A 20,449-nucleotide genomic window follows, 5' to 3' on the forward strand; every position below is an offset into this window, starting at 1 on the left:
GCGGTTCAGCGCGCGGCCGGCGGGGGCGGGAAGAAGCCCGAGGTGATGAAGTAGTCGGTGTAGGTGCGCAGCAGCGCGTCGTCCAGCGGCGGGCACCCGATGCCCGAATCCGCCAGTCCGGCCAGGGTGTTCGCCTGGTCCAGCCGCACCCGGCCGAGCCGGGCGAGCGCGGGCAGGGTGTCGGTGAGCAGCACCGCCCCGTCCAGCGTGCCGGCGCCGGTCTGCGCGTCCGCCTCCGCGCGCCGGTGCAGGGTGCGGATCCACTGCGCCTGCTCCATGGCGTCCAGGCGGTAGCCGTAGCCGCGCAGTTGGTCCAGCACCTGCTCGACCGGGATTGGGGTGGGGCAGGTCAGGTGGTGGGCCAGGCCCGCGCCGGCGGGGCGGCGGGAGAGTCGGACGATGGCGGCGGCGGTGTAGTCGACCGGCACCAGGTCGACCACCGCCGCGGCCTGCTCGCCGGGTGCCGGGCGCGGGGCCGCGCCGATCACCAGCATGGCGCGGACCAGCTGCCAGAACACGTCCCGGCTGGAGCCGGCGCCGCTGCCGGTGTCTCCGCTCACTCGCCCGCACCGGTAGACGCTGACCGGCAGGCCGCGTTCACCGGCCGCCCAGACGAGCTGCTCGGCCACCCACTTGCTCTCGGGGTAGCCGCCCGCCATCAGCTCCTCGGCGCCGAGCCGGCGCGCCTCGGGTACGGTGGCGAGCCGCTCGTGCGCCGCCACCGAGACGGCGGCCGTGGAGACGTAGTGCACCGGCACCGGATCGGCCACCGTGGCCAGCCGCAGCACTTCCTGAGTGCCCGTCACATTGGCCGCGCGCAACCGCTGGTACGAGTCGACCGCGCTGACCCGGGCGCCGTTGTGGTACACCGCGTCGACCAGCCGGGCCAGTTGCTCGAAGCGCGCGGGGGACAGGCCGAGCAGCGGCTGCTCCAGGTCGCCGGGGACGGGGACGATCCGGCGGCGGGAGAACTCGTTCCACAGCCCGTACTCGCTCAGGTTGCGCCGGATCCGCCGGTAGGCCCCCGCCTCGTCCTCCGCGCGCACCAGGCAGTGGATGTCCGCGCCGGTGCGGTCGAGCAGTTCGCGCAGCAGGAAGGCGCCGAGGAAGCCGGTCGCGCCGGTCAGCAGCAGGTTCTCCCGGCCACCCGCCGGCCGTTCGCCCGCTGGCCGGCCACTCGCCGGCCGGCCGCCCCTTGGCGCACCGCCCGGCACGACGGTGATCGCGGGGTCGAGCACCGCGTCCGCCGTCAGCTGCGCCGGGGTCGGGCCGCCGACGCTGCCGCTCTCGGCGGTGCCGTCGACCGCCGCCAGCAGCGCGGCCACCGACTGCCGCTCGAAGAGCGCGCGCACCGCCAGCTCCACACCCAGCCTCCGGCGGATCCCGCTGATCACCCGGGGCACCAGCAGCGAGTGCCCGCCCAGCGCGAAGAAGCTGTCGTCGATGCTGACCTGCGGCACCCCCAGCACCTCGGCGAAGAGCTCGCACAGGATCCGCTCGCGCGGATTGCGCGGCGCCCGGCCCGCCGAGAGCGCCGCGAAGTCGGGCACCGGCAGCGCGGCCCGGTCGACCTTGCCGGTGGCCGCGACCGGCAGCGCGTCCAGCACCAGCACCACGGCCGGGACCAGGTAGTCGGGCAGCAGGCCGGCCAGGTGGGCCCGCAGCTCGCGGCCGTCCGGCGGCGCGGCGGCGTCCACCGGCACCGCGTACCCGGTCAGGAAGGTGCCGCCGTGCTGGTCGGCGCGCGGCACGACCACCGCCTGCGCCACGCCCGGGTGGCTGCCGAGCGCCGCGGCCACCTCGCCCGGCTCGATCCGGAAGCCGCGGATCTTCACCTGCCCGTCGGCGCGGCCGACGAACTCCAGCTCGCCGTCGCCGTTCCAGCGCACCAGGTCGCCGGTGCGGTACATCCGGCTGCCCGGCGCGCCGAACGGGTCGGCGACGAAGCGGTCGGCGGTCAGCGCGGGCCGGTGCAGGTAGCCGCGGGCCACCCCGGCCCCGGAGACGTGCAACTCGCCCACCACACCGGGCGGCACCAGGGTCAGGTCCCGGTCCAGCACGTAGACCCGGGCGTTGACGGTGGCCCGGCCGATCGGCGGGGTGGCGCCGCCGGAGAGCGGGGCGCTGAGCGTGGCGCACACCGTCGTCTCGGTGGGGCCGTAGCCGTTGAGGAACCGGCGCCCGGCCGACCAGCGCCGTACCGTCTCGCCCGAGGAGGCCTCGCCGGAGACGATCATCGAGGTGAGCGAGGGCAGTTGGGCCGGTTCCAGCACGCTCAGCGCGGCCGGCGGCAGGGTCGCGTGGCTGACCCGGTGCCGCCCCACCAGCGCCGTCAGCGCGGGGCCGGGGGCGGTGACGTCGGCGGGTGCCATCACCAGCGTCGCCCCGGTCAGCAGTGCGCCGCACAGCTCCCAGACCGCCCCGTCGAAGCTGTGCGAGGCGAACTGCAGGATCCGGCTGGAGCTGGTCACCCCGAAGCGCCGCAGCTGCGCGGTGGCCACCCCGGCGATGCCCGAGTGGGTCACCACCACGCCCTTGGGACGGCCGGTGGAGCCCGAGGTGTAGACGACGTAGGCGGGGTGCCCGCAGGTCAGCGGCCGCAGGCGGTCGGCGTCGGTGACCCGGGTCAGTGGCCGGCGGCTCACCGCCTGCCGGGTCTGCGGCGCGTCGAGCACGAGCCGCGGCACCCCCGCCGTGCCGGCCGGCGGCAGCTGGGTGGCCGAGTCGGTCAGCAGCACGGTGGGGCGGGCGTCCTCGGCCATGAACTCGAGGCGCGCCGCCGGGTAGTTGGCGTCCAGCGGCAGATAGGCGCCGCCGGCCTTGAGCACCGCGAGGGTCGCCACCACCGAGTCGATGGTGCGCGGCAGCGCGATGCCCACGAAGCGCTCGGGGCCGACGCCGTGGGCGATCAGGTGCCGGGCCAGCCGGTTGGAGCGCAGGTCCAGCTCGCGGAAGCTGAGGGTGCGCACCGGGCCCGTGCCGTCGTCGTAGAGCAGCGCGGTCGCCTGCGGGGTGCGCCTGACCTGGGCCTCGAACAGCTCGGGCAGGGTCCGCTGCGCCACGTCGTGGCTGCGGTCGCCGCTGTGCGCCAGCAGCTGCTCGCGCTCCTCGGGCAGCACCACGTCCAGGTTGCCCAGCCGGCGCGCGGGCTCGGCGGTGACCTCCGCCAGCAGGCCGGTGAAGCGCCGCAGCAGCAGTTCGACGCTGCTCCGCTCGAACAGGTCGGTGCTGAACTCGGCCACCCCGGTCATGCCCTGGGGCTGCCGGTCGGGGCCGTGCCGCTCCTGCAGGCTGATCGAGAGGTCGAACCGGCAGGCCCCAGTGCCCACTTCGCGCGGCGCCACGCTGAGCCCCGGCAGCTGCGGCCCGCCCTGCGGGGCGTTCTGCAGGGCCAGCAGCACCTGGAAGAGCGGGTGGTGGGCCAGGCCGCGGCTCGGCGCGAGGGTGTCCACCAGGCGTTCGAAGGGCACGTCCTGGTGGGCGTAGGCGGCCAGGTCGCCCTCCCGGACCCGGGCCAGCAGGTCGCGGAAGGCGGGGTTGCCGGAGGTGTCGGTGCGCAGCACCAGCGTGTTGACGAAGAACCCGACCAGGGCTTCCAGCGCGTGGTCGGTGCGCCCGGCCACCGGGGTGCCGATCGCGATGTCGGTGCCCGCACCGAGCTTGGTCAGCAGGGCCGCCAGCGCGGCGTGCAGCACCATGAACGGGCTGGCCCCGACCTGCTCGGCCAGTTCGGTGATCCGGCGGTGCAGGTCGGCGTCCAGGGTGAAGGGCACGGTGTCGCCGTGCTGGGTGGCCACCGGCGGCCGGGGCCGGTCGGTGGGCAGCTCCACGCACTCCGGAAGCCGGGCCAGCGCGCCGCGCCAGTAGGCGAGCTGACGAGAAGTCAGGCTCTCCGGATCGTCCTCCGCGCCCAGTAGCCGCTGCTGCCACAGGCTGTAGTCGGCGTACTGGACGGGCAGCGGCTCGACCTTCGGCGCCCGGCCGGCCCGGCGCGCGGTGTAGGCGGCGGCGAGGTCGCGCCAGAGCGGCGCCAACGACCAGCCGTCGCAGGCGATGTGGTGGATCACCAGGACGAGCACGTGCCGATCGGGTGCGGTGCGCAGCAGCGAGGCCCGCACCGGCAGGTCGTGCGCCAGGTCGAAGGGCCGGCGGACGGCGGCGGCCACCGCCTCGGTCAGCTCCTCGGCCGCCACCTCACCGGCCTCCAGCGGCAACCGGGCGGCGACGCTGTCCAGCACCTGCTGGCGGGGCACCCCGGCGGTGGCGGGGAAGACGGTGCGCAGGCTCTCGTGACGCGCCACCAGATCGGCCAGCGCCGCCTCGAGCGCCGCCCGGTCCAGCTCGCCGGTCAGGTCGAGCACCAGCGGCACGTGGTAGGCCGCGCCCTGGGTGTGCAACTGGTCGAGGAACCAGAGCCGGCGCTGGGCGAAGGAGAGCGGGAGCGGCTCGGGCCGCTTCCCGGCCACCAGCGCGGGCCGCTCGCCGGCCGACGCCAGGTGCACCGCCTCGGCCAGCGCGGCCACGGTGGGCGCCTCGAAGACGCTGCGGACCGGCAGTTCCAGACCGAGCACGGCGCGCAGCCGGGCGCTGAGCCGGGTGGCCGAGAGCGAGTGCCCGCCGAGCGCGAAGAAGCTGTCGTCGATGGTGACCTGGGAGACGCCCAGGATGTCGCCGAACAGCTCGCAGAGCAGCCGTTCCATCGGGTCGCGCGGCGCCCGCCCGCCCGGCGTGGAACCGGTGTCCGGCTCGGGCAGCCGGCGGCGGTCCACCTTGCCGTTGGGCGTCAGCGGCAGTGTCTCCAGCACCACGGTGGCCGCGGGCAGCAGGTATTCGGGCAGCCGGTCACGCAGGAAGGCGCGGATCGAGGAGAGCAGCGCGCCGGTGTCCCGGGTGGTCGCCGGGGCGTTGACCAGCGAGGCCAGCGGCGCCCCGGTCGACGCCGGCGACTGCGCTGACTGGAGTGACTGGGGTGGCGACGACTGCGGGCCCGGTTCGCCCGGGCGGCGGGCGGTGAGCGTGACGTCCAGGGCGTCCGCGACGGTGGCCGACCAGCAGACCGAGGCCCGCAGGCCCAGGCGCTCGGCCACCCGGTGGAACTCCTCCAACTCGGTGACCTCGGCGTCGTCCCGCTCGCCCAACGCCGGTATCAGGTCGCCCTGCTGGGCCGCTTCGAGGTCCCGCAGCGCCTGCGCGACGGGCGCCATCCGGGCGTCGGGCACCCCGGTCACCCGCAGCTCGCGATGGCCGGTGGCGGCCAACTGGTCCGCGCTGGTGAGGTCCTGACCCCAGCTCAGCTCCACGGTCGGAGCCGGCGGTTCGGCGCCGGCCGGCTCGGCCACCGCCGAGACCTTGCGCAGCACCGCGTCATACCGGTACCGGGTCAGCTCGTTGACGGACCGGCCCCGCTTGACCCGCACCTCGCTGCCCGCCACCGCGGGCAGTCGGTGCGCCAACTCCGCGAAGAAGGCCGGGTCGACCAGCAGCTCCTTCTCCCGCACCATGGCCTGCTCGACGGCCGCGCGGACCAGCTCGGGATCCGCGGGCAGCTCCGGGCGGCGCAGCCGGACATCGGTGTGGAAGGCGCGCAGCAGCCGCAACTGCCGTACGTCGCCGACGAAGACGGCTCCGCCGGGGGCGAGCAGCTGCACCGCCTTGGTCAGCACCTCGGCGAGGTAGCCGCCGTCGGGGAAGTACTGGCAGACCGAGTTGATCACCACGGTGTCGAAGAAGCCGACCGGCAGGCCCTCGGTGTCGTCGGCGGCCCGGGCCCGCAGCTCGACCCGCTCGGCCAGCGCCGGGTCCTGGCGCACCAGCGAACCCAGCGCCTCGACCACTTGACCGGACAGGTCGGTGCCCCAGTAGGACTCGCAGTGCGGGGCAAGCCGGGAGAGCAGCAGACCGGTGCCCACCCCGATCTCCAGCACCCGGCGCGGGCGCAGCTCGCGGATCCGGTCCACCGTGGCATCGCGCCACTCGCGCATCTGCGCCGCCGGGATCGGCCGGCCGTCGTAGCTGCTGTTCCAGCCGGCGAAGTCCTCGCCGAACCGGGCCTCGGCGGCGCGCCGGTAGAGCGTGTCGTAGATCTCCTGCCACTCGGCCACCGGGTCGGGCCCGTCCTGGCCGGCCTGGGGATCGCGCTGCTCGGCCGGCACCACGTAGCCGACCAGCCGCTTCTGGCCGGCCTGGTCGGCGCGGACCACCACCGCGGCCCGGGCCACCTCGGGGTGCGTGCCGAGCACGGCCTCCACCTCGCCGGGCTCCACCCGGAAGCCGCGGATCTTCACCTGGTCGTCCCCGCGGCCGACGAACTCCAGGGCGCCCTGGGCGTCCTGGCGCACCAGGTCGCCGGTGCGGAACAGCCGAGCGCCGGGCCCGCCCTGCGGGTCGGCGACGAAGCGCTCGGCGGTCAGGCCCGGGCGCTGCCAGTAGCCGCGGGCCAACCCCGAGCCGCCGACGTAGAGTTCGCCGACCTCGCCGGGTTCGACCGGGCGCAGCCGCGGATCGAGGACCACGGTGCGCATCCCGGCCATCGCGGTGCCGATCGGCGTCACCGTGCCGAGCGCACCGGCCTCGGCCACCCGGTGGCAGGTGGCGAAGGTGGTCGTCTCGGTGGGCCCGTAGCCGTTGACCACGGCGAGGCCCGGGCAGGCGGCCAGCACCCGGCGCACGGCGGCCGGTGGGACCGCGTCCCCACCGGTCCACACCTCGCGCGCGCCGGTGAAGCAGCCCGGGTCCTCCTCCGCCAGGACCGAGAAGAGCCCGGCCGTCACCCAGAGCGCGGTGACGCCCGCACCGGTGACGGCGGCGGCGACCGCGCGGGCGTCCAGGTCGCCCGGCGGCGCCACCACCACCGTCCCGCCGGAGAGCAGCGGCACCCACAACTCGTAGGTCGAGGCGTCGAAGGCGTGCGGTGAGTGCAGCAGGACGCGCTGCTGCGCGCCGCCGCCGAAGGCCGGGTCCCGGGTCAGCCCGACCACGTTGCGATGGCTGACGGCGACACCCTTGGGGGTGCCGGTGGAGCCGGAGGTGAACATCAGGTACGCCAACTGGTCCGGATCGACCCGGACCGGGGAGGCGGTCCGGTCACGTGGGCCGTCGCCGGTCGGCGCGGTGGCGGTCACCGGGAGCGTGCGCAGGCCGGCGCCGATCGGTGGTGCCGAGACCTGGTCGGTGGTGAGCAGCAGCCGGGCGCCGCTCTGCGCGAGCATCCAGTCCAGCCGGGCGGCGGGCTGGCGCGGGTCCAACGGCAGGTAGCAGCCACCGGACTTGGCGACCGCGAGCAGTGCCACCACGAGTTCGGCCGAACGCTCGGCCAGGATCGCGACCGGGTCCTCCCGGCCCACCCCCTCGGCCACCAGCCGATCGGCCAGCAGGTCCGCACGGGCTTTGAGTTGACGGTAGGTCAGCACCGTGTCTCCGCTGATCAGCGCGGTCGCGCCGGGGGTGCGCTCGACCTGCCGGGCGAAGGCCGTCGGCAGTGAAAGGGACTCGTCGGAGGGGCGCTGGACGGACACGTGGCACGAACTCCTCTGCGCGGGGCTCCGGAACGCGGCGACCGGCGTCCGGGTCGAGGGCACACGGAAGGGCACCAGGCGGCCTGGTGCTCATGCGGTTCGACGTCGTGTAGCGATCATGCCAAATGCTGGGGCGAAGTGGAGTGCCATGTTCATGTTTTCGGCTCTTCTCGCACACAGCTCGCCGCTGGCGCCGTGACCGGGGGCAATCCCAGCATGCATATGGCTGCGACATGTCCGGCCAGGCAATCTCCATCGGATCGGACCTGCGCTCTCCCGCTGCCGTGCGAGTAGCGAAGCGGCTACGGAAGGTCAGTCATATTGGCTGGAACAGGTGCCCGCCGGTAGGCCAGAGCGGACAAGCTTGGGCAAAGCGCGGACTCAACTCGCCCTGCGATGGGAAGATCGCGCTCGTTTCGGATCGTCCGCGCCACAGATCCCTCAGCGCTCTCCATGCATTCCGGCCTGTCTCGCAGGTCCCGCACGTCTCGCAGGTCCCGCACATCCCAGACGTCACGCACACCTCGCGCACCTCACATACGCCGCACCCACCCATGCCCCGGCTCGCCCGGGGGGACAGGGAGATCCGATGGAAGCCCACGGAACCGACCACCGCGCGGCCGCCGCCGCCGACTTCAGCCCGGACTCGGGCGTCATCGCCGAGATGGTGGGGCGCCCGCTGCGTTTCGACTCCACCCGCTACCTGCCGACGGACAGCTACGCGCAGGTCGCCACCGACCGCGTCTGGCGTGCCCACCAGAGCCTCGGGCTCACCGGCGAGAGCCGCGAGTCGATCCTGGCCCTGCTGGCGGAGTTGACCGAGCCCTGGGGCCGCCTGCCGGTCGGCACGCCCCCCGAGCGGGCCTGCTGGGTCTCCATCGACGGCATGCCCTTCGAGGCCTCGGTCGCCTGGGTGAACGGGACGGCCGGCGTCCGGCTCTCCCTCGAGCCCCCGGGCGAGGGCACCGCCGTCTCCCGGATGCGCGAGGCGATGGCCCTCACCCGCCGCCTGGCCGGCCGACCGGGCGTCTCCGTCGACCGACTGCTCAAGATCGAGGACCTCTTCGTCGAGGACGATCCGCAGGGGTTCTTCACCATGGCCCACGCGCTCGCCTGGCGGCCCGGCGCCCACCCCCAGTACAAGATCTGGCTCAACCCGGCGGTGGCCGGCCGCGAGCAGTCCGCCGACCGCGCCGAGCAGGCGATGCTCCGCCTGGGCCTGGAGCGTCCCTGGCGCGCCCTGGTCGACCACCTCGGCGGCTTCACCTCGGCCCACGAGCCCGTCGCCATCGCCCTGGACCTGGTGGACGGCGAGGACTTCAGGGCGCAGGTGTACCTGGCGCACTCCGGGGTGAGCGCGGCGGAGATCGACGCCAAGGCCGCCGTCGCCCACGACCACGTCCCCGGCCTGTTCGCCCGCGCGCTGCACCAGATCAACGGCCCGCACGACGCGGCGGCCTGGCAGCGCAAGCCCCCCGTCACCACCTTCGCCCTCGACACCCGCCACGAACTGCCGAGCGCGACCATCTACGTCCCGCTGATCCCGGTGCACGACAGCGACGCGGCGGCCCGCGACCGGGTGGCGGCCTTCCTGCGCGCCGAGGGCTCCCCGGCGGCCGACCCCTACGCCGCCCTGCTCGACGACCTCGCCGACCGCCCGCTGGCGCGGTCGCTGACCCAGAACTTCATGTCCTACCGGGGCGGCGACGCCTCGCGCTTCTCCATCTACCTGGCGCCGGGCACCTACCGGGCAGCCGATGAACTGGACTGACCAGCGCCAGAACTGACGATGCGTCCGGGGCTGCCGTCCCGCCCGCTCGGTGCCGAGGGCCTCGGTAGCGGGCCGATCGATCCTGGCGCAACGCTGACGTAGGCGTTCTGGTGGGACGGCAGTTCGCGTCGCACACTGAGGAGGCAGGGGGCTCCGGGTGGCGCACGAGTGGCACGCGGGGCCGGAATCGACCGGGGTGGTACGAGGGGGAGGGACGATCATGGGGGAACTGGACGGCAGGGTCGCACTGGTGACGGGCGGCTCGCGCGGGATCGGGCGCGCGGTCGCGTTGCGCCTCGCCGCTGACGGGGCGCTGGTCGCGGTCCACTACGGGGGCAACGAGGCGGCCGCCGCGGAGACCGTGGCGCGGATCGCCGAGGCCGGGGGGCAGGCGTTCGCGGTGCGGGCCCGGTTCGGCGAGAGTGGTGCGGTGGACCGGTTGTTCGAGGGGTTCACCGCCGGGCTGGCGGAACTGGGGGCGGACGGTCTGGACATCCTGGTCAACAACGCGGGTATCCACTCGGCGAGTTCGATCGGGCAGCTCACCGAGGAGGAGTTCGAGCGGCTGCTGGTGATCAACGTGAGCACGCCGGTCTTCGTGGTCCAGCGGGCACTGCCGCTGCTGCGGGACGGTGGGCGGATCGTCAACATGGGCTCAGCGGCCACCCGGATCGCGGAGCCCCGCCAGATCGGCTACACCGCCACCAAGGCGGCGCTGGCGGCGCTCGGCCCGTCGCTCGCCAACGAGTTGGGCCGGCGCGGGATCACGGTGAACACCGTCAACCCCGGGGTGGTGCTGACCGACAAGATCGCCGACTGGGCCGCGGTTCCCGAGGCGCTGGCCAGCCTCGAGGCGATCACCGCGCTCGGCCGGATCGGTGAGCCGGAGGATGTCGCGGACGTGGTGGGCTTCCTGGCGGGTCCGCAGGGGCGCTGGGTGACCGGCCAGACCATCGACGTCTCCGGCGGCACCTATCTCGGACCGATCGCGGCCGGATGATCCGGCCGGGGTGCGGGCTCGGATGTCGAACATGTCGCTCGGAAACCGATTCTGACGGACCGTTGGCACCGAAGAGCTAGCCTGTCGGGCGAAGCGCGCTGGAACCGCGCTTCGCCCGCACGGCCGTACCCGGCCCCCGTGAAAGGACCCACCGGAATGCACGCGCACGCCGATCCGCAGGCCCGCCGGCAACTCGCGCTGGAAGCAGTCGAAGCGAAGATCCGCAAGGACCTCAGCTGGCAGCAACTCGCCGACGCCGCCGGGCTCTCCCCGGCGTTCGTCACCGCGGCGCTGCTCGGCCAGCACGCCCTGCCCGCCGACGCGGCCAAGGCCGTGACCGAGTTGCTGGGCCTGGACGAGGAGGCCGCCCGGCTGCTGCAGACGATCCCGCTGCGGGGCGGCACCGGCGAGGCCGTCTCCACCGACCCGACCATCTACCGGTTCCACGAGGTGCTCCAGGTCTACGGCACCACCCTGAAGGCGCTGATCCACGAGCAGTTCGGCGACGGCATCATCAGCGCGATCAACTTCACCCTGGACGTCAAGAAGGTCGACGACCCCGAGGGCGGTCACCGCGCGGTGATCACGCTCGACGGCAAGTTCCTGCCCTACAAGCCGTTCTGACCTCCGAGGGCCGGACTGGACCGGATCGGGGGAACGCCAACTGTCGGCGCGCTACGCCACCCAGCTGATCGCGCTGCGCGCCGGGCGGTCGACGGCCCCGCTCGCGAGCAGTACTCGGATCCGAGTAGTAGGATCCGAGTAACCGCGAGCCCGACCCCGACCGTGGAGTGAGATGACCGCCAAACGACCGGCCAACCCCTTGGCCCTCGCCGTGCTGGGCTTGCTGCTGGAGCAGCCCATGCACCCCCACGCGATGGCGACCGTGCTTCGGGAGCGCCAACTGGACTCGGCCTTCAAACTGACCACCGGATCGCTGTACGACACGGTGCGGGCCCTGGTCCGAGACGGCTGGATCGAGGCGACCGACACCGAGCAGCTGGGCGGTCGCCCGACGCGCACCATCTACCGGCACACGCGTGAGGGGCAGCGGTACTTCGTCGAGTGGCTGGACGAACTCATCCGCGAGCCGTCCCGGGAGTACCCGAAGTTCCTGTCCGCGGTCAGCTACCTGGGCGTACTGGGACGGCAGCGGGCGGCACAGGCGCTGCGTGAACGGGCGGCGGCCTTGCGGGCCCGCGCCGCCGAGGGCGAGCAGGCGTATCGGGCCGCCAGGGAGGAGCACCAGGTGCCCCGGCTCTTCGTGATCGAAGCGGAGTACGCCCAGGCGATGCTGCAGGCGGAGTTGCAGTGGGTGTCGCGCACCGCCGAGGAGATCGAGCAGGGCGCCCTGCCATGGCCGGAGGCCCCCGATGCCTGACACGCCCGCGCCGGCGACAGCACGGACCGAGCCGCCGGCAGGCACACCGTACGGCGACGCGGACGTCCTGGTGGTGGGAGCCGGACCCGCCGGCCTGATGCTGGCCTGCGAGCTGGCGCTGGGCCGGGTGCGCACCGTGCTGCTCGAGCGGCACCCCGCCCCGCCGGGCTTCTGCCGCGGCTTCAACCTCAACGCCCGCAGCCTGGAGCTGCTGGACCGCCGCGGCCTCGCCGATCGCTTCCTCGCCGAGGGCCCCACCGTGCCGACCACCGCGTTCGTCGGGGCGGCCCAGCTCAACCTGGCCGCGATGCGCAGCGAACACCCGTACGTACTGGGCATCGCCCAGACCCGGGTGGAGGAGCTCCTCGCCGAGCGCGCGATGGACCTGGGCGTGCGGATCCTGCGCGGTCACCGCCTGACCGGACTGCGCCAGGACGACAGCGGGGTGCATGCCGAGGTCGACTCCCCGGACGGGCGGATGCTGCTGCGCTCCGGCTGGTTGGCCGGCTGCGACGGCGGCCGCAGCACGGTGCGCAAGCTGGCCGGCATCGGCTTCCCCGGCACGCCCGCAACCCGCTTCACCCTGCTCGGGGACGTGGTCCTGGCGGACCCGCAGGCGATCCCGTTCGGAGTGACGGCCGGCGCGAACGGCACGGTGTTCGCCATCCCGCGCCCCGGCTATGTCCGGTTGATCACCAGTGACCCCCAGCCGCCGGACAACCGGGACGAGCCGGTCACGCTCTCCGGCTTCCAGGACGTGCTGGACCGGGCGCTGGGGCGGCGGGTGGAGATAGCCGAAGCCCGCTGGCTCACCCGGTTCGGCGACGCGGCCCGGCTGGCCGAACGGCTGCGACACGGCCGGGTGCTGCTGGCGGGCGACGCCGCGCACATCCATCCCCCCGCCGGCGCCATCGGCGTCAACGCGGCCATCGACGACGCGATGAATCTCGGCTGGAAGCTCGCTCTCGTGGCGCGCGGACAAGCCCCCGAGGACCTCCTGGACACCTACCACGCCGAGCGGCACGCGGCAGGTGCCAGGCTGCTGCGCAACACCCGGGCGCAGCAACTGGTCGCGGCGGAGGGGGAGCGGCTGGCGCCGGTGCGCGAACTGCTCGCCGAGCTGGCGCGGGCCGAGCAGACGGCCGGGTACCTGGCCGAGGAGATCACCGCCGTCGCCACCCGCTACCCCGTCCAGCACGGCTCCGGCCACCCCTGGGAGGGCAGGATGGTGCCGGACGTCCCACTGGAACGGAACAGCCTGCTCTCGCTGCTCGCCCGCACGGGCGGCGGAGCACTGCTGGTGGACGGGAGCACGGGAACGGACTCGCTGCGCGCGGTGGCAGAGCCGTGGACGGACCGGGTGACCGTGCTGTCGGCCCAGTCTGACACCCTGCCGGACACATCCGCAGTACTCGTCCGCCCGGACGGCCACGCCGCCTGGACGGCGACACCCTCGGCACCGCAGCGCACCACCGCCCAGCAGTTGCGCGAAGTCCTGCACCACTGGTTCGGGCCCCCGGCAGCGGTGACAGGGCCGAAGACGTCCGCTGCTTAGCGGTGTCGTGGGTCTTCGGACAGGTCAGTGAGCGGGCAGCGACCCGCAGGTCCGGCGCGCCCTCGGGTGGGGGCGAGGGCGCGCCGGACCGGTCGGCTCGGAGTTGCGGGTCAGGACTGCAGGGTCTCGCCCTCGAACGGGCTGCAGTTCGGGTCGTTCGGGTACGAGGTGACCGACCAGCCGGCCGGCAGGGTCGAGTTGGAGCAGGCCACGATGCCGTTGTAGATGGTGCTGTACTGGAGCCCCTCGTACTGGCCGCAGCCGCCGTAGCTGCCCCAGACCCGGGTGATCACGTAGCCGCTCGGGGCCGGGCCGGCGCCCACGCCGCAGGCGACGATGCCGTTGTAGACCGGGGTGAGGACCTCGGTCCCGTAGCCGGCACAGGGGCCGCCGGTGCCGTCGGAGGTGGCCACGTAGTTGTTCCACTTGATGGTGAGCTGGCAGGCGGTGATGCCGGGGTACTCCTGCTGCAGGGTCATCTGCTGGCCGCTGCACGCGTTGGCGGTGCCGGAGCTGATGTTGGTGATCACGTACGGGCTGGGCAGCGTGCCGCCGAAGCAGGCCACGACGCCGTTGTAGGCCTGGGTGATGGTCTGCGTCTCGAACTGGTTGTCGCACTGCGACTGGGCGGTGGTGGTCCCGGCGATGATCACGTACGGGTACGGCACGGCGACGCCGACCGTACAGAGCACGGCGCCGTTGCTCGGCAGCGCGACCGTGTACAGCAGGTAGCCCTGGCACGCGCTGGTCGGCGACACGGCGGTGACGATGTAGCCCGCCGGGACGGCCTGGTTGGCGCAGACCGACGACACGGTGTGCGGTGTCGCGGCCTGGGCGTTCGCCGCGCCAGGCAGCAGGAAGGCGAAGAACGCCAACGCGGCGGCCACGGGCACGGGGAGGACTCGGCGCAGCAGTTGCTTGAGACCGTTCACGGACATGCTCCTCGGATCGGATCGGGATGCATCGAGTACGAGTACGGGTACGGCCGTGAGGCTAGCAACTGATGTGAATGATCGTCAGAAATCAATTCACTTTGGCTCATTAGTTGTCGACTGTGCGAGGTCCCGCCCAAGAGGTGCGGGGCTGCCGGTCGTTCCCGCTGGGGGCGGGAACGACCGGCAGCCCCGGGGTGGGCGCGGGTGGCTCAGTACTGCGTGGTCACCGTGACGCCGCTGAACGCGGTCTGGGCGTACAGGCTGATGTAGCGGTAGCCCGCCGTGCTGTTGGTGACGGTGAGGCTCTGGGCGCTACCGGAGTTGGTGGACTCGGCGGTGTAGGTGGTGTTGCTGGCCCAGGTGGTGGGGTCGTAGTAGAGGTACGCGGTCCCGGTGCCGCCGCTGGTGCTGACCTGCAGCGTGCTGGTCCCGGCGGGCAGGTAGATCCACAGGTAGTCCAGGTTCCCGGCGGTCGCGGACAGGTTCGCCCGGGAGCAGTTCTGGTCCATCTGCTGCGGGTTGGCGTCCGTGCACGGGGTGGCGGCGCCGCTCACGGTCACCGACTGGGAGGTGCTGGCCGTCTTCCCGCTGCTGTCGGTCACGGTCAGCGTGACGGTGTAGGTTCCGGCCGCCGCGTAGGTGTGCGAGGGGTTCTGCGTCGTGGCACTCGCCCCGTCGCCGAAGTTCCAGGCCCAGCCGGTGATGCTGCCGCTGCCGGACTCGGTGGACCGGTCGGTGAAGGCGGTCGTCAGCCCGGTGGCCGCCGCGCTGAAGGCGGCCGTCGGGGCGCTGGAGGTGCCGCCCGCGATGCCGTCGAGCCAGGTGTTGAAGTCGGCGTCGTAGCGGGTGCCGATGGTGTTGGCGTAGTAGTCGTAGCCGGCGGTGTAGTTGCCGACCCGGTAGTCACCCAGGATCGTCTGCAGGTCGGCGGGGTGTTCCTCGACCATGTAGCGCACCGCCAGGTAGCTCCACGGGAAGACCCGGTCGTCGTTGCTGTTGGCGTAGGTGGTCTGCCACAGGGTGCTCAGCGGGTAGGTGTGCTCACCGGCGTCGGTCACCGCGTCGGTGTCGGTGATGCCCCGGTAGCCGTAGGTGATGTAGCCGGAGATGCCCTCGATCCACCAGATGTTGGGCTCCACCTCCATGTCCGCCCAGGTGCCCATGGTGTCGTAGCGCGCGTCGAGGAAGTGGGTGTACTCGTAGTTGAGGTTCCAGATGTTGTCCGTGTAGCCGTCGGTGCTGGGGTCCTGGTACAGGATCGAGTAGTCCTGGTTCCCGGGCGTGGACGGGGTGTTGTAGATGGTGATGCCGCCGTTGTTCGTGGTGACGCCGTAGATCACCGGGGCGTAGATCTCGTAGTTGAGCGAGCTCGAGAAGACCACGATGTTGTCGGTGTCGTTGTACTGGCCGGGGATCGGACCGCTGTCCTTGACCACGTTCTGGAAGTACGCGTCCTGGCCCGCGAGTTCGTCGCAGGCGGCGGTCAGATCGGCCGAACTGAGTGACTGCGCCAGGATGTTGATCTCGGAGTTGCACGGGTGCGTGGTCGGCAGCGCCGCCGCGGTGGCCTGGGCCACCAGGTTGCAGACGCCGTAGTACGAACAGTCGGCCGCGTCGAAGCCGTTGGCCTGCTGCGCGACGGACATCCACAGCGCGGCGGTCGAGCCGGAGATCGACGAGGCCTGCAGCAGGCCCAGCATCAGCGGCCGGACGGTGGGCTGGAGCGCGGGGAACTGGACGTACGCGGCGAGGTCGTTGCCGGCGTCGGCGTCCATGAAGGTGTTGGCACCGCCGAGCATGGCGGTGTGGCCGAGCGCGAAGGAGTCGAGCGAGTTGATGACGCCCGGGTTCGCGGTCAGCGCGGTGACGAAGGCGGGGTTGTACTGGCCGCGCCACAGCGGGGTGTAGACGTCGTAGATGACGGCGTCCATGCTGTAGTCGGCATCCCAGGAGCTGTTGTACGCGCCGAGTATCTGCTGGTAGGAACTGAGGTAGTCGCCCTGCAGGTTGGCGCTGTCGGTGAGGATCACGGCGTCGCCCAGCACATCGCCGTTGTCCGCGGAGACATCGGTGATCCGCGGGCTGGCGAAGTAGGTGTTGAGGGCGTTCTCGACGTCCGTGGACAGGGTCGCGTCGTAGGAGCCGACGTCCGTCGCGTCGCCGTACTGGACGTAGTAGCCGGCCCGCAGGTAGAGGATGAGCTGCCAGATGCCGGTCGAGTCGTCACCGGTGTAGTTCGCCGCCAGGCTCTGGTAGGCCTGGGCCACCGGGATCATCTGGGATTCCTTGAACACCTGCTGCGCGTCGCTGCCGGTGATCGTGAACAGCGAGTTGATGCAGTCGGTGGTCGAGCTCTCGACGTACGAGGCCAGCGCCGAGCCGCTCAGGGCGCCGAAGGCGGCCGGGGTGCAGGACTGCGCGGCGACGGGTCCGGCGGCCCGCCGGTCGGTGGCGGCCTTCGCCGTCTTCGTGGTGGCCCGCGAGGTCGGCCGGCGCGGCGGGAGCTGGCCGGCGCCGAGCCGGCCGTACTGGACCGCGGAGGCGTCGGTGCCGCCGAGGACGGCGCCCGCCGGTGCGGGTTCGGCCGACTGGTGCGACCCGGTGGCGGGCCGGGCGGTGCCCGTCGAACCTGTCGCGGCCGAGGCCGGGACGGTCGACACGCCCATGAGCATGGCGAGTGCCGCGGTGGAGGCGACGAGGAGGCCGGGCAGGAAGGATCGGTGGTGCATCACTGCTCCTTCGGGACGGTTGTCCGCTTCACGCGTCGTGGGGGAAGCGTGTGACGCACCGTCTCATCGCCCGGCAGCCCGGACAATAAGTCCGGAAACAGCTATTGCACCGTGCATGCCACAACATCCGTGGCGGTTCCTTTGCCGAGGGCCCGCTACCGAAGGCCTGTTACGGGAGCGTCCCGTGGTAGGTGCGCGCCGCCCAGGCCTGGAAGTGCGGCGCCTGGGCGATCAGCTCCCGGTAGGAGGCGGCGGCCGAGCCGAAGAGCGTCGTGACGACCTGCTCGGCGATGCTCTCCTTGCGCCAGGCCAGCAGGTAGCGGCACCAGATCGGGGTGCCGATCAGGGGCCTGACGATGACGCCGGGGACCGGCCGGGTGGTCGCCTGCGTCAGCGAGATGCCCAGGCCCTCGGCGATCATGTTCTGCAACTGCAGCCGGTCGCCGAGGAACTCGTGCACCACCGCCGGGGTGAAGCCGACCGCCTCGCAGGCCGCGTAGAAGACGCCCGGCCATCCCGCGCCGTCGTCGGGGGTGATGAACCAGGAGTCCTCGGCCAGGTCGGCGAGCGAGATCTCCGCGCGGTGCTTGAGCCGGTGGTCCGCGGGCAGTGTCACGAACGAGGGCTCGGTGACGATCCCGCGGTGCTCGACGGCCTCGGAGTGCCGCAGCTCCAGCCCCGGGTAGTCCACGCCGATCGCGGCGTCCAGCTCGCCGCTCTCCAGGAGTTCGACGATCTGGGAGGACTCGTAGACGCTGCTCACCGTCAGCAGCAGCTCGGGCAGCTCGGTCCGTACCCGCCCCACCATGCCGGACAGGATCGGGGAGTTGGTGGCGGCCAGCCGCAGCACCGGTCGCGGCATCCCCTCCTCGGCCGGTCGCCGGCCGATCGCCTCGGCGCGGGCCAGTACGTCGCGGGCCCGGGTGACGACCTCCGCACCGTACCGGGTCAGCCGCACCCCCACGGTGTTGCGCTCGAACAGCGGCTCGCCGAAGTGGCTCTCGATCCGCCGCAGTTGGGTGCTGAGCGCCTGCTGCGAGCAGCCCATCTCGGCTGCGGCCCGCCCGATGCTCGCCGCGTCCGCGATCGCGCGCAGCGCCCGTAGATGCCGAAGCTCCAACTCCATCCGTGCTCCCCTGCGTCCTCGGCGGTGCTCGGGCAGTCGAGTTGATGGTAAGTCAGCGGAGCAGGGGTGACGACGGTCAGGTCGGGGGAGCAGTGGCGACGACGGTCGGGTCGGGGGAGTTGGCGGCGCTCAGGCGAACTTGGGGACCAGCCGGTGCAGGCCCCTGCGGTCGTAGTAGTGGGTGACGGCCAGGCCGACGGCCAACGCCAGGACCGTGGCGATGGCGATGGCGATCCAGGCGCGGAGCAGTCCGGCGTCGGCGCGGGCGTCGAAGTAGAGGATGGCGCGGGTACCGTCGCTGAGTTGGCGCATCGGCTCGAATTCGGCGAACCAGCGGTAGACGGTGGGCAGCGCCTGCAACGGGATCGTCGCACCGGAGGAGGGCAGCGCGACGGCCACGAAGACGAACATGCTGACCAACTGTCCGATACCGCCGAACGCGGCGTTGATGGTCTGCACGCCCAGGCCCACCGCCGCGGTCGCGCAGAACGAGTAGACCCAGAGCAGCGGCAGGTGCGAGGCGTCGATGCCGACGATCGCGATGCCGCCGACCATGATCAGCGTGGTGGTCACCACGGCGAGCCCCAGGGACATGCCCCACTTGGTGATCAGCGTCTGGGTGCGGTCGATCGGAACCACCGGGCGGCGGCTGTGCCAGGGGCCCAACTCGCTGTCCGCGTAGCCGAGGCCGACGTCGACGCCGTTGCTGATGACGTTGGCGCCCAGGAAGCCGGAGAGCACCAGCAGCAGGGTGTAGTAGAACGCCGTCAGCCCCAGGCCGCTGTGCGAGCCGATCGGGTGGCCGACCTGGACCGAGACCGTGATCGGGTCGGCGAGCAGCAGCCGCGTCGCGCTGCTCTGGCCGCCCGGGGCGGCGGCGGTCAGCTCGCCGCCGAGCTGCAACGAGGCCTGGTGGGCGGCCTGCTGGGTGATCGAGGAGGCCAGCGAGGAGGCCAGGCTGCCCACCCCGGGGTTGGTCAGCGCGTTCACGGTGGGGCGCGCGGGCGGTTGGGCGCCGGTGCTGCCGAGCGCGGCGACGGCCGCGGTGAAGCCGTCGGGGACCTCCAGGACGCCGTCCAACTTCCCCGAGGCCAGGCCCTCCTGGGCGCCCGCCTGGTCCAGCACCCGCCAGGAGACCTGCTCCTTCGGGTCGGGGGCGGCGGCGACACCGGAGGTGAGCTGGGCGCCCAGGTTCTCCGGGTGCCCGGCCACGGTGGCGCCGCGGTCGGCGTTGACCAGGCCGATCGGCAGCCGGTGCAGGTTCCCGGTCGGGTCCGCCACCCCACCCAGGTAGAGCAGGGAGAGCAGCAGCGCCAGCAGGGCGACGACGCCGCCGGGGAAGTACCAGGCCTTCGGGTTGCGCAGCACCTGCCCGGCGCGTACCTGCCTCGGCGCGGGTTGTGGCGGAGTGGTCATGGGGCTGCGGCCCTCCCGGTGGCATCGGTGCGATCCCTCGGCAAGGTAGTGGCTCCGCCCGCCCGGCATCCCGTGACCCGCCCGCGCGCCGGCCACGGTGCCCCGGGTGGCTGAGCGGGCGCCCGGGGCAGCGCGGGCAGGGGCAGGTCCTTGGGCAGCTCGGCCGTCAGCCGGCCTGCTCCTGCTCGGCCTCCACCTGGGCGTTCCACTCGCGCTTGGCCGCCCGCCAGGCCTCGTCGCTCTGCCCGAACCGCCAGTAGCCCGAGATCGACAGCCGCTCGCGCGGCACGTCGTGCTCCACGCGCAGCAGCCGCCGCAGCTCCTTCACGAAGCCCGCCTCGCCGTGCACGAAGGCGGACACCGCGCCGGCGGGGAAGTCCAGCGCGGCCACCGCCTCGACCAGCGCCTCGCCCACCGGACGCGCACCGCGGTGCAGCCAGCTGACCTCGACGCCGGCGGGCGAGACGATCTTCTGCTCCTCGGCGGCGTCCGCGACCTCCACGAAGGCGCGCACCACGGCGTCGGCCGGCATCCGCTCCAGCGCCGCGGCGATCGCGGGCAGGGCGCTCTCGTCGCCCACCAGCAGGTGCCAGTCGGCGGTCAGGTCCGGGGCGTAGCCGCCGCCGGGGCCCAGGAAGCGCACCGTCTCGCCGGGCCGGGCCCGCGCCGCCCACGGTCCGGCCAGGCCCTCGTCACCGTGCACCACGAAGTCGACGGTCAGCTCGCGCAGCGCCGGGTCCCAGGTCCGCACCGTGTAGGTCCGGGTGACCGGCCACTGCTCGCGCGCGAACTCCTCGCGGATCCGCGCGATGTCGAAGGGCTCCGGGTAGCTGACGCCCTCGGGTGCGAAGAGCACCTTGATGTAGTGGTCGGTGAACTCCGTGGCGTCGAAGCCGTCCAGCCCCGCACCGCCGAGGACCAGCCGCACCATGTGCGGCGTGATCCGCTCGGTGCGCAGTACCTGTGCTTCGCGGGCCTGCGGTGTCCTGCGGGTCGGCTGCTCTGCCATGGGGTCCCCTGTA

At 72.9% G+C, this 20,449-nt stretch carries 11 protein-coding genes; 5 read left to right on the plus strand and 6 right to left on the minus strand.

Annotated features, from left to right (window positions below):
• Nucleotides 1–5: 5 nt before the first annotated feature.
• Nucleotides 6–7,514 (minus strand): non-ribosomal peptide synthetase, encoded by a 7,509-nt coding sequence (locus OG403_RS28155; protein WP_329569133.1) that lies wholly within the window; start codon nt 7,512–7,514, stop codon nt 6–8.
• 589 nt (nt 7,515–8,103) lie between these two features.
• Here OG403_RS28155 and OG403_RS28160 point away from each other — a divergent pair.
• From OG403_RS28160 to OG403_RS28180, 5 genes are all read left to right on the plus strand, one after another.
• On the plus strand, nt 8,104–9,285 hold the full coding sequence (locus OG403_RS28160) for a tryptophan dimethylallyltransferase family protein (protein WP_329569135.1): 1,182 nt from the start codon (nt 8,104–8,106) through the stop codon (nt 9,283–9,285).
• A 220-nt stretch (nt 9,286–9,505) separates the two neighbouring features.
• A complete protein-coding gene (locus OG403_RS28165) occupies nt 9,506–10,285 on the plus strand; it encodes an SDR family oxidoreductase (RefSeq protein ID WP_329569137.1) in 780 nt (259 codons plus the stop codon).
• A gap of 156 nt (nt 10,286–10,441) precedes the next feature.
• Nucleotides 10,442–10,909 (plus strand): cyanase, encoded by a 468-nt coding sequence (cynS, locus tag OG403_RS28170; RefSeq protein WP_329569139.1) that lies wholly within the window; start codon nt 10,442–10,444, stop codon nt 10,907–10,909.
• A 172-nt stretch (nt 10,910–11,081) separates the two neighbouring features.
• Entirely contained in the window at nt 11,082–11,666 is a 585-nt protein-coding gene (locus tag OG403_RS28175; protein WP_329569141.1) for a PadR family transcriptional regulator, read from the plus strand.
• Entirely contained in the window at nt 11,659–13,221 is a 1,563-nt protein-coding gene (locus tag OG403_RS28180; RefSeq protein WP_329569143.1) for an FAD-dependent monooxygenase, read from the plus strand. Before OG403_RS28175 ends, OG403_RS28180 begins: the two co-directional genes overlap by 8 nt.
• A 110-nt stretch (nt 13,222–13,331) precedes the next feature.
• Here OG403_RS28180 and OG403_RS28185 read toward each other — a convergent pair whose 3' ends face one another.
• From OG403_RS28185 to OG403_RS28205, 5 genes are all read right to left on the minus strand, one after another.
• Nucleotides 13,332–14,153 carry a hypothetical protein gene (locus OG403_RS28185; protein WP_329569145.1) on the minus strand — a complete coding sequence of 274 codons (822 nt, stop codon included), beginning with the start codon at nt 14,151–14,153 and terminating at the stop codon, nt 13,332–13,334.
• A 212-nt stretch (nt 14,154–14,365) separates the two neighbouring features.
• On the minus strand, nt 14,366–16,885 hold the full coding sequence (locus OG403_RS28190) for a collagenase (RefSeq protein WP_329569147.1): 2,520 nt from the start codon (nt 16,883–16,885) through the stop codon (nt 14,366–14,368).
• A gap of 169 nt (nt 16,886–17,054) precedes the next feature.
• Nucleotides 17,055–18,011 (minus strand): LysR family transcriptional regulator, encoded by a 957-nt coding sequence (locus OG403_RS28195; protein ID WP_329569149.1) that lies wholly within the window; start codon nt 18,009–18,011, stop codon nt 17,055–17,057.
• 129 nt (nt 18,012–18,140) lie between these two features.
• Nucleotides 18,141–19,427, minus strand: a complete 1,287-nt coding sequence (locus OG403_RS28200; protein ID WP_329569151.1) for a DUF3533 domain-containing protein — start codon at nt 19,425–19,427, stop codon at nt 18,141–18,143.
• Nucleotides 19,428–19,593: 166 nt separating this feature from the next.
• A complete protein-coding gene (locus tag OG403_RS28205; RefSeq protein WP_329569153.1) occupies nt 19,594–20,436 on the minus strand; it encodes a siderophore-interacting protein in 843 nt (280 codons plus the stop codon).
• Nucleotides 20,437–20,449: the final 13 nt, after the last annotated feature.

The organism is Kitasatospora sp. NBC_01266, from assembly GCF_036242395.1.
Lineage (GTDB): Bacteria > Actinomycetota > Actinomycetes > Streptomycetales > Streptomycetaceae > Kitasatospora.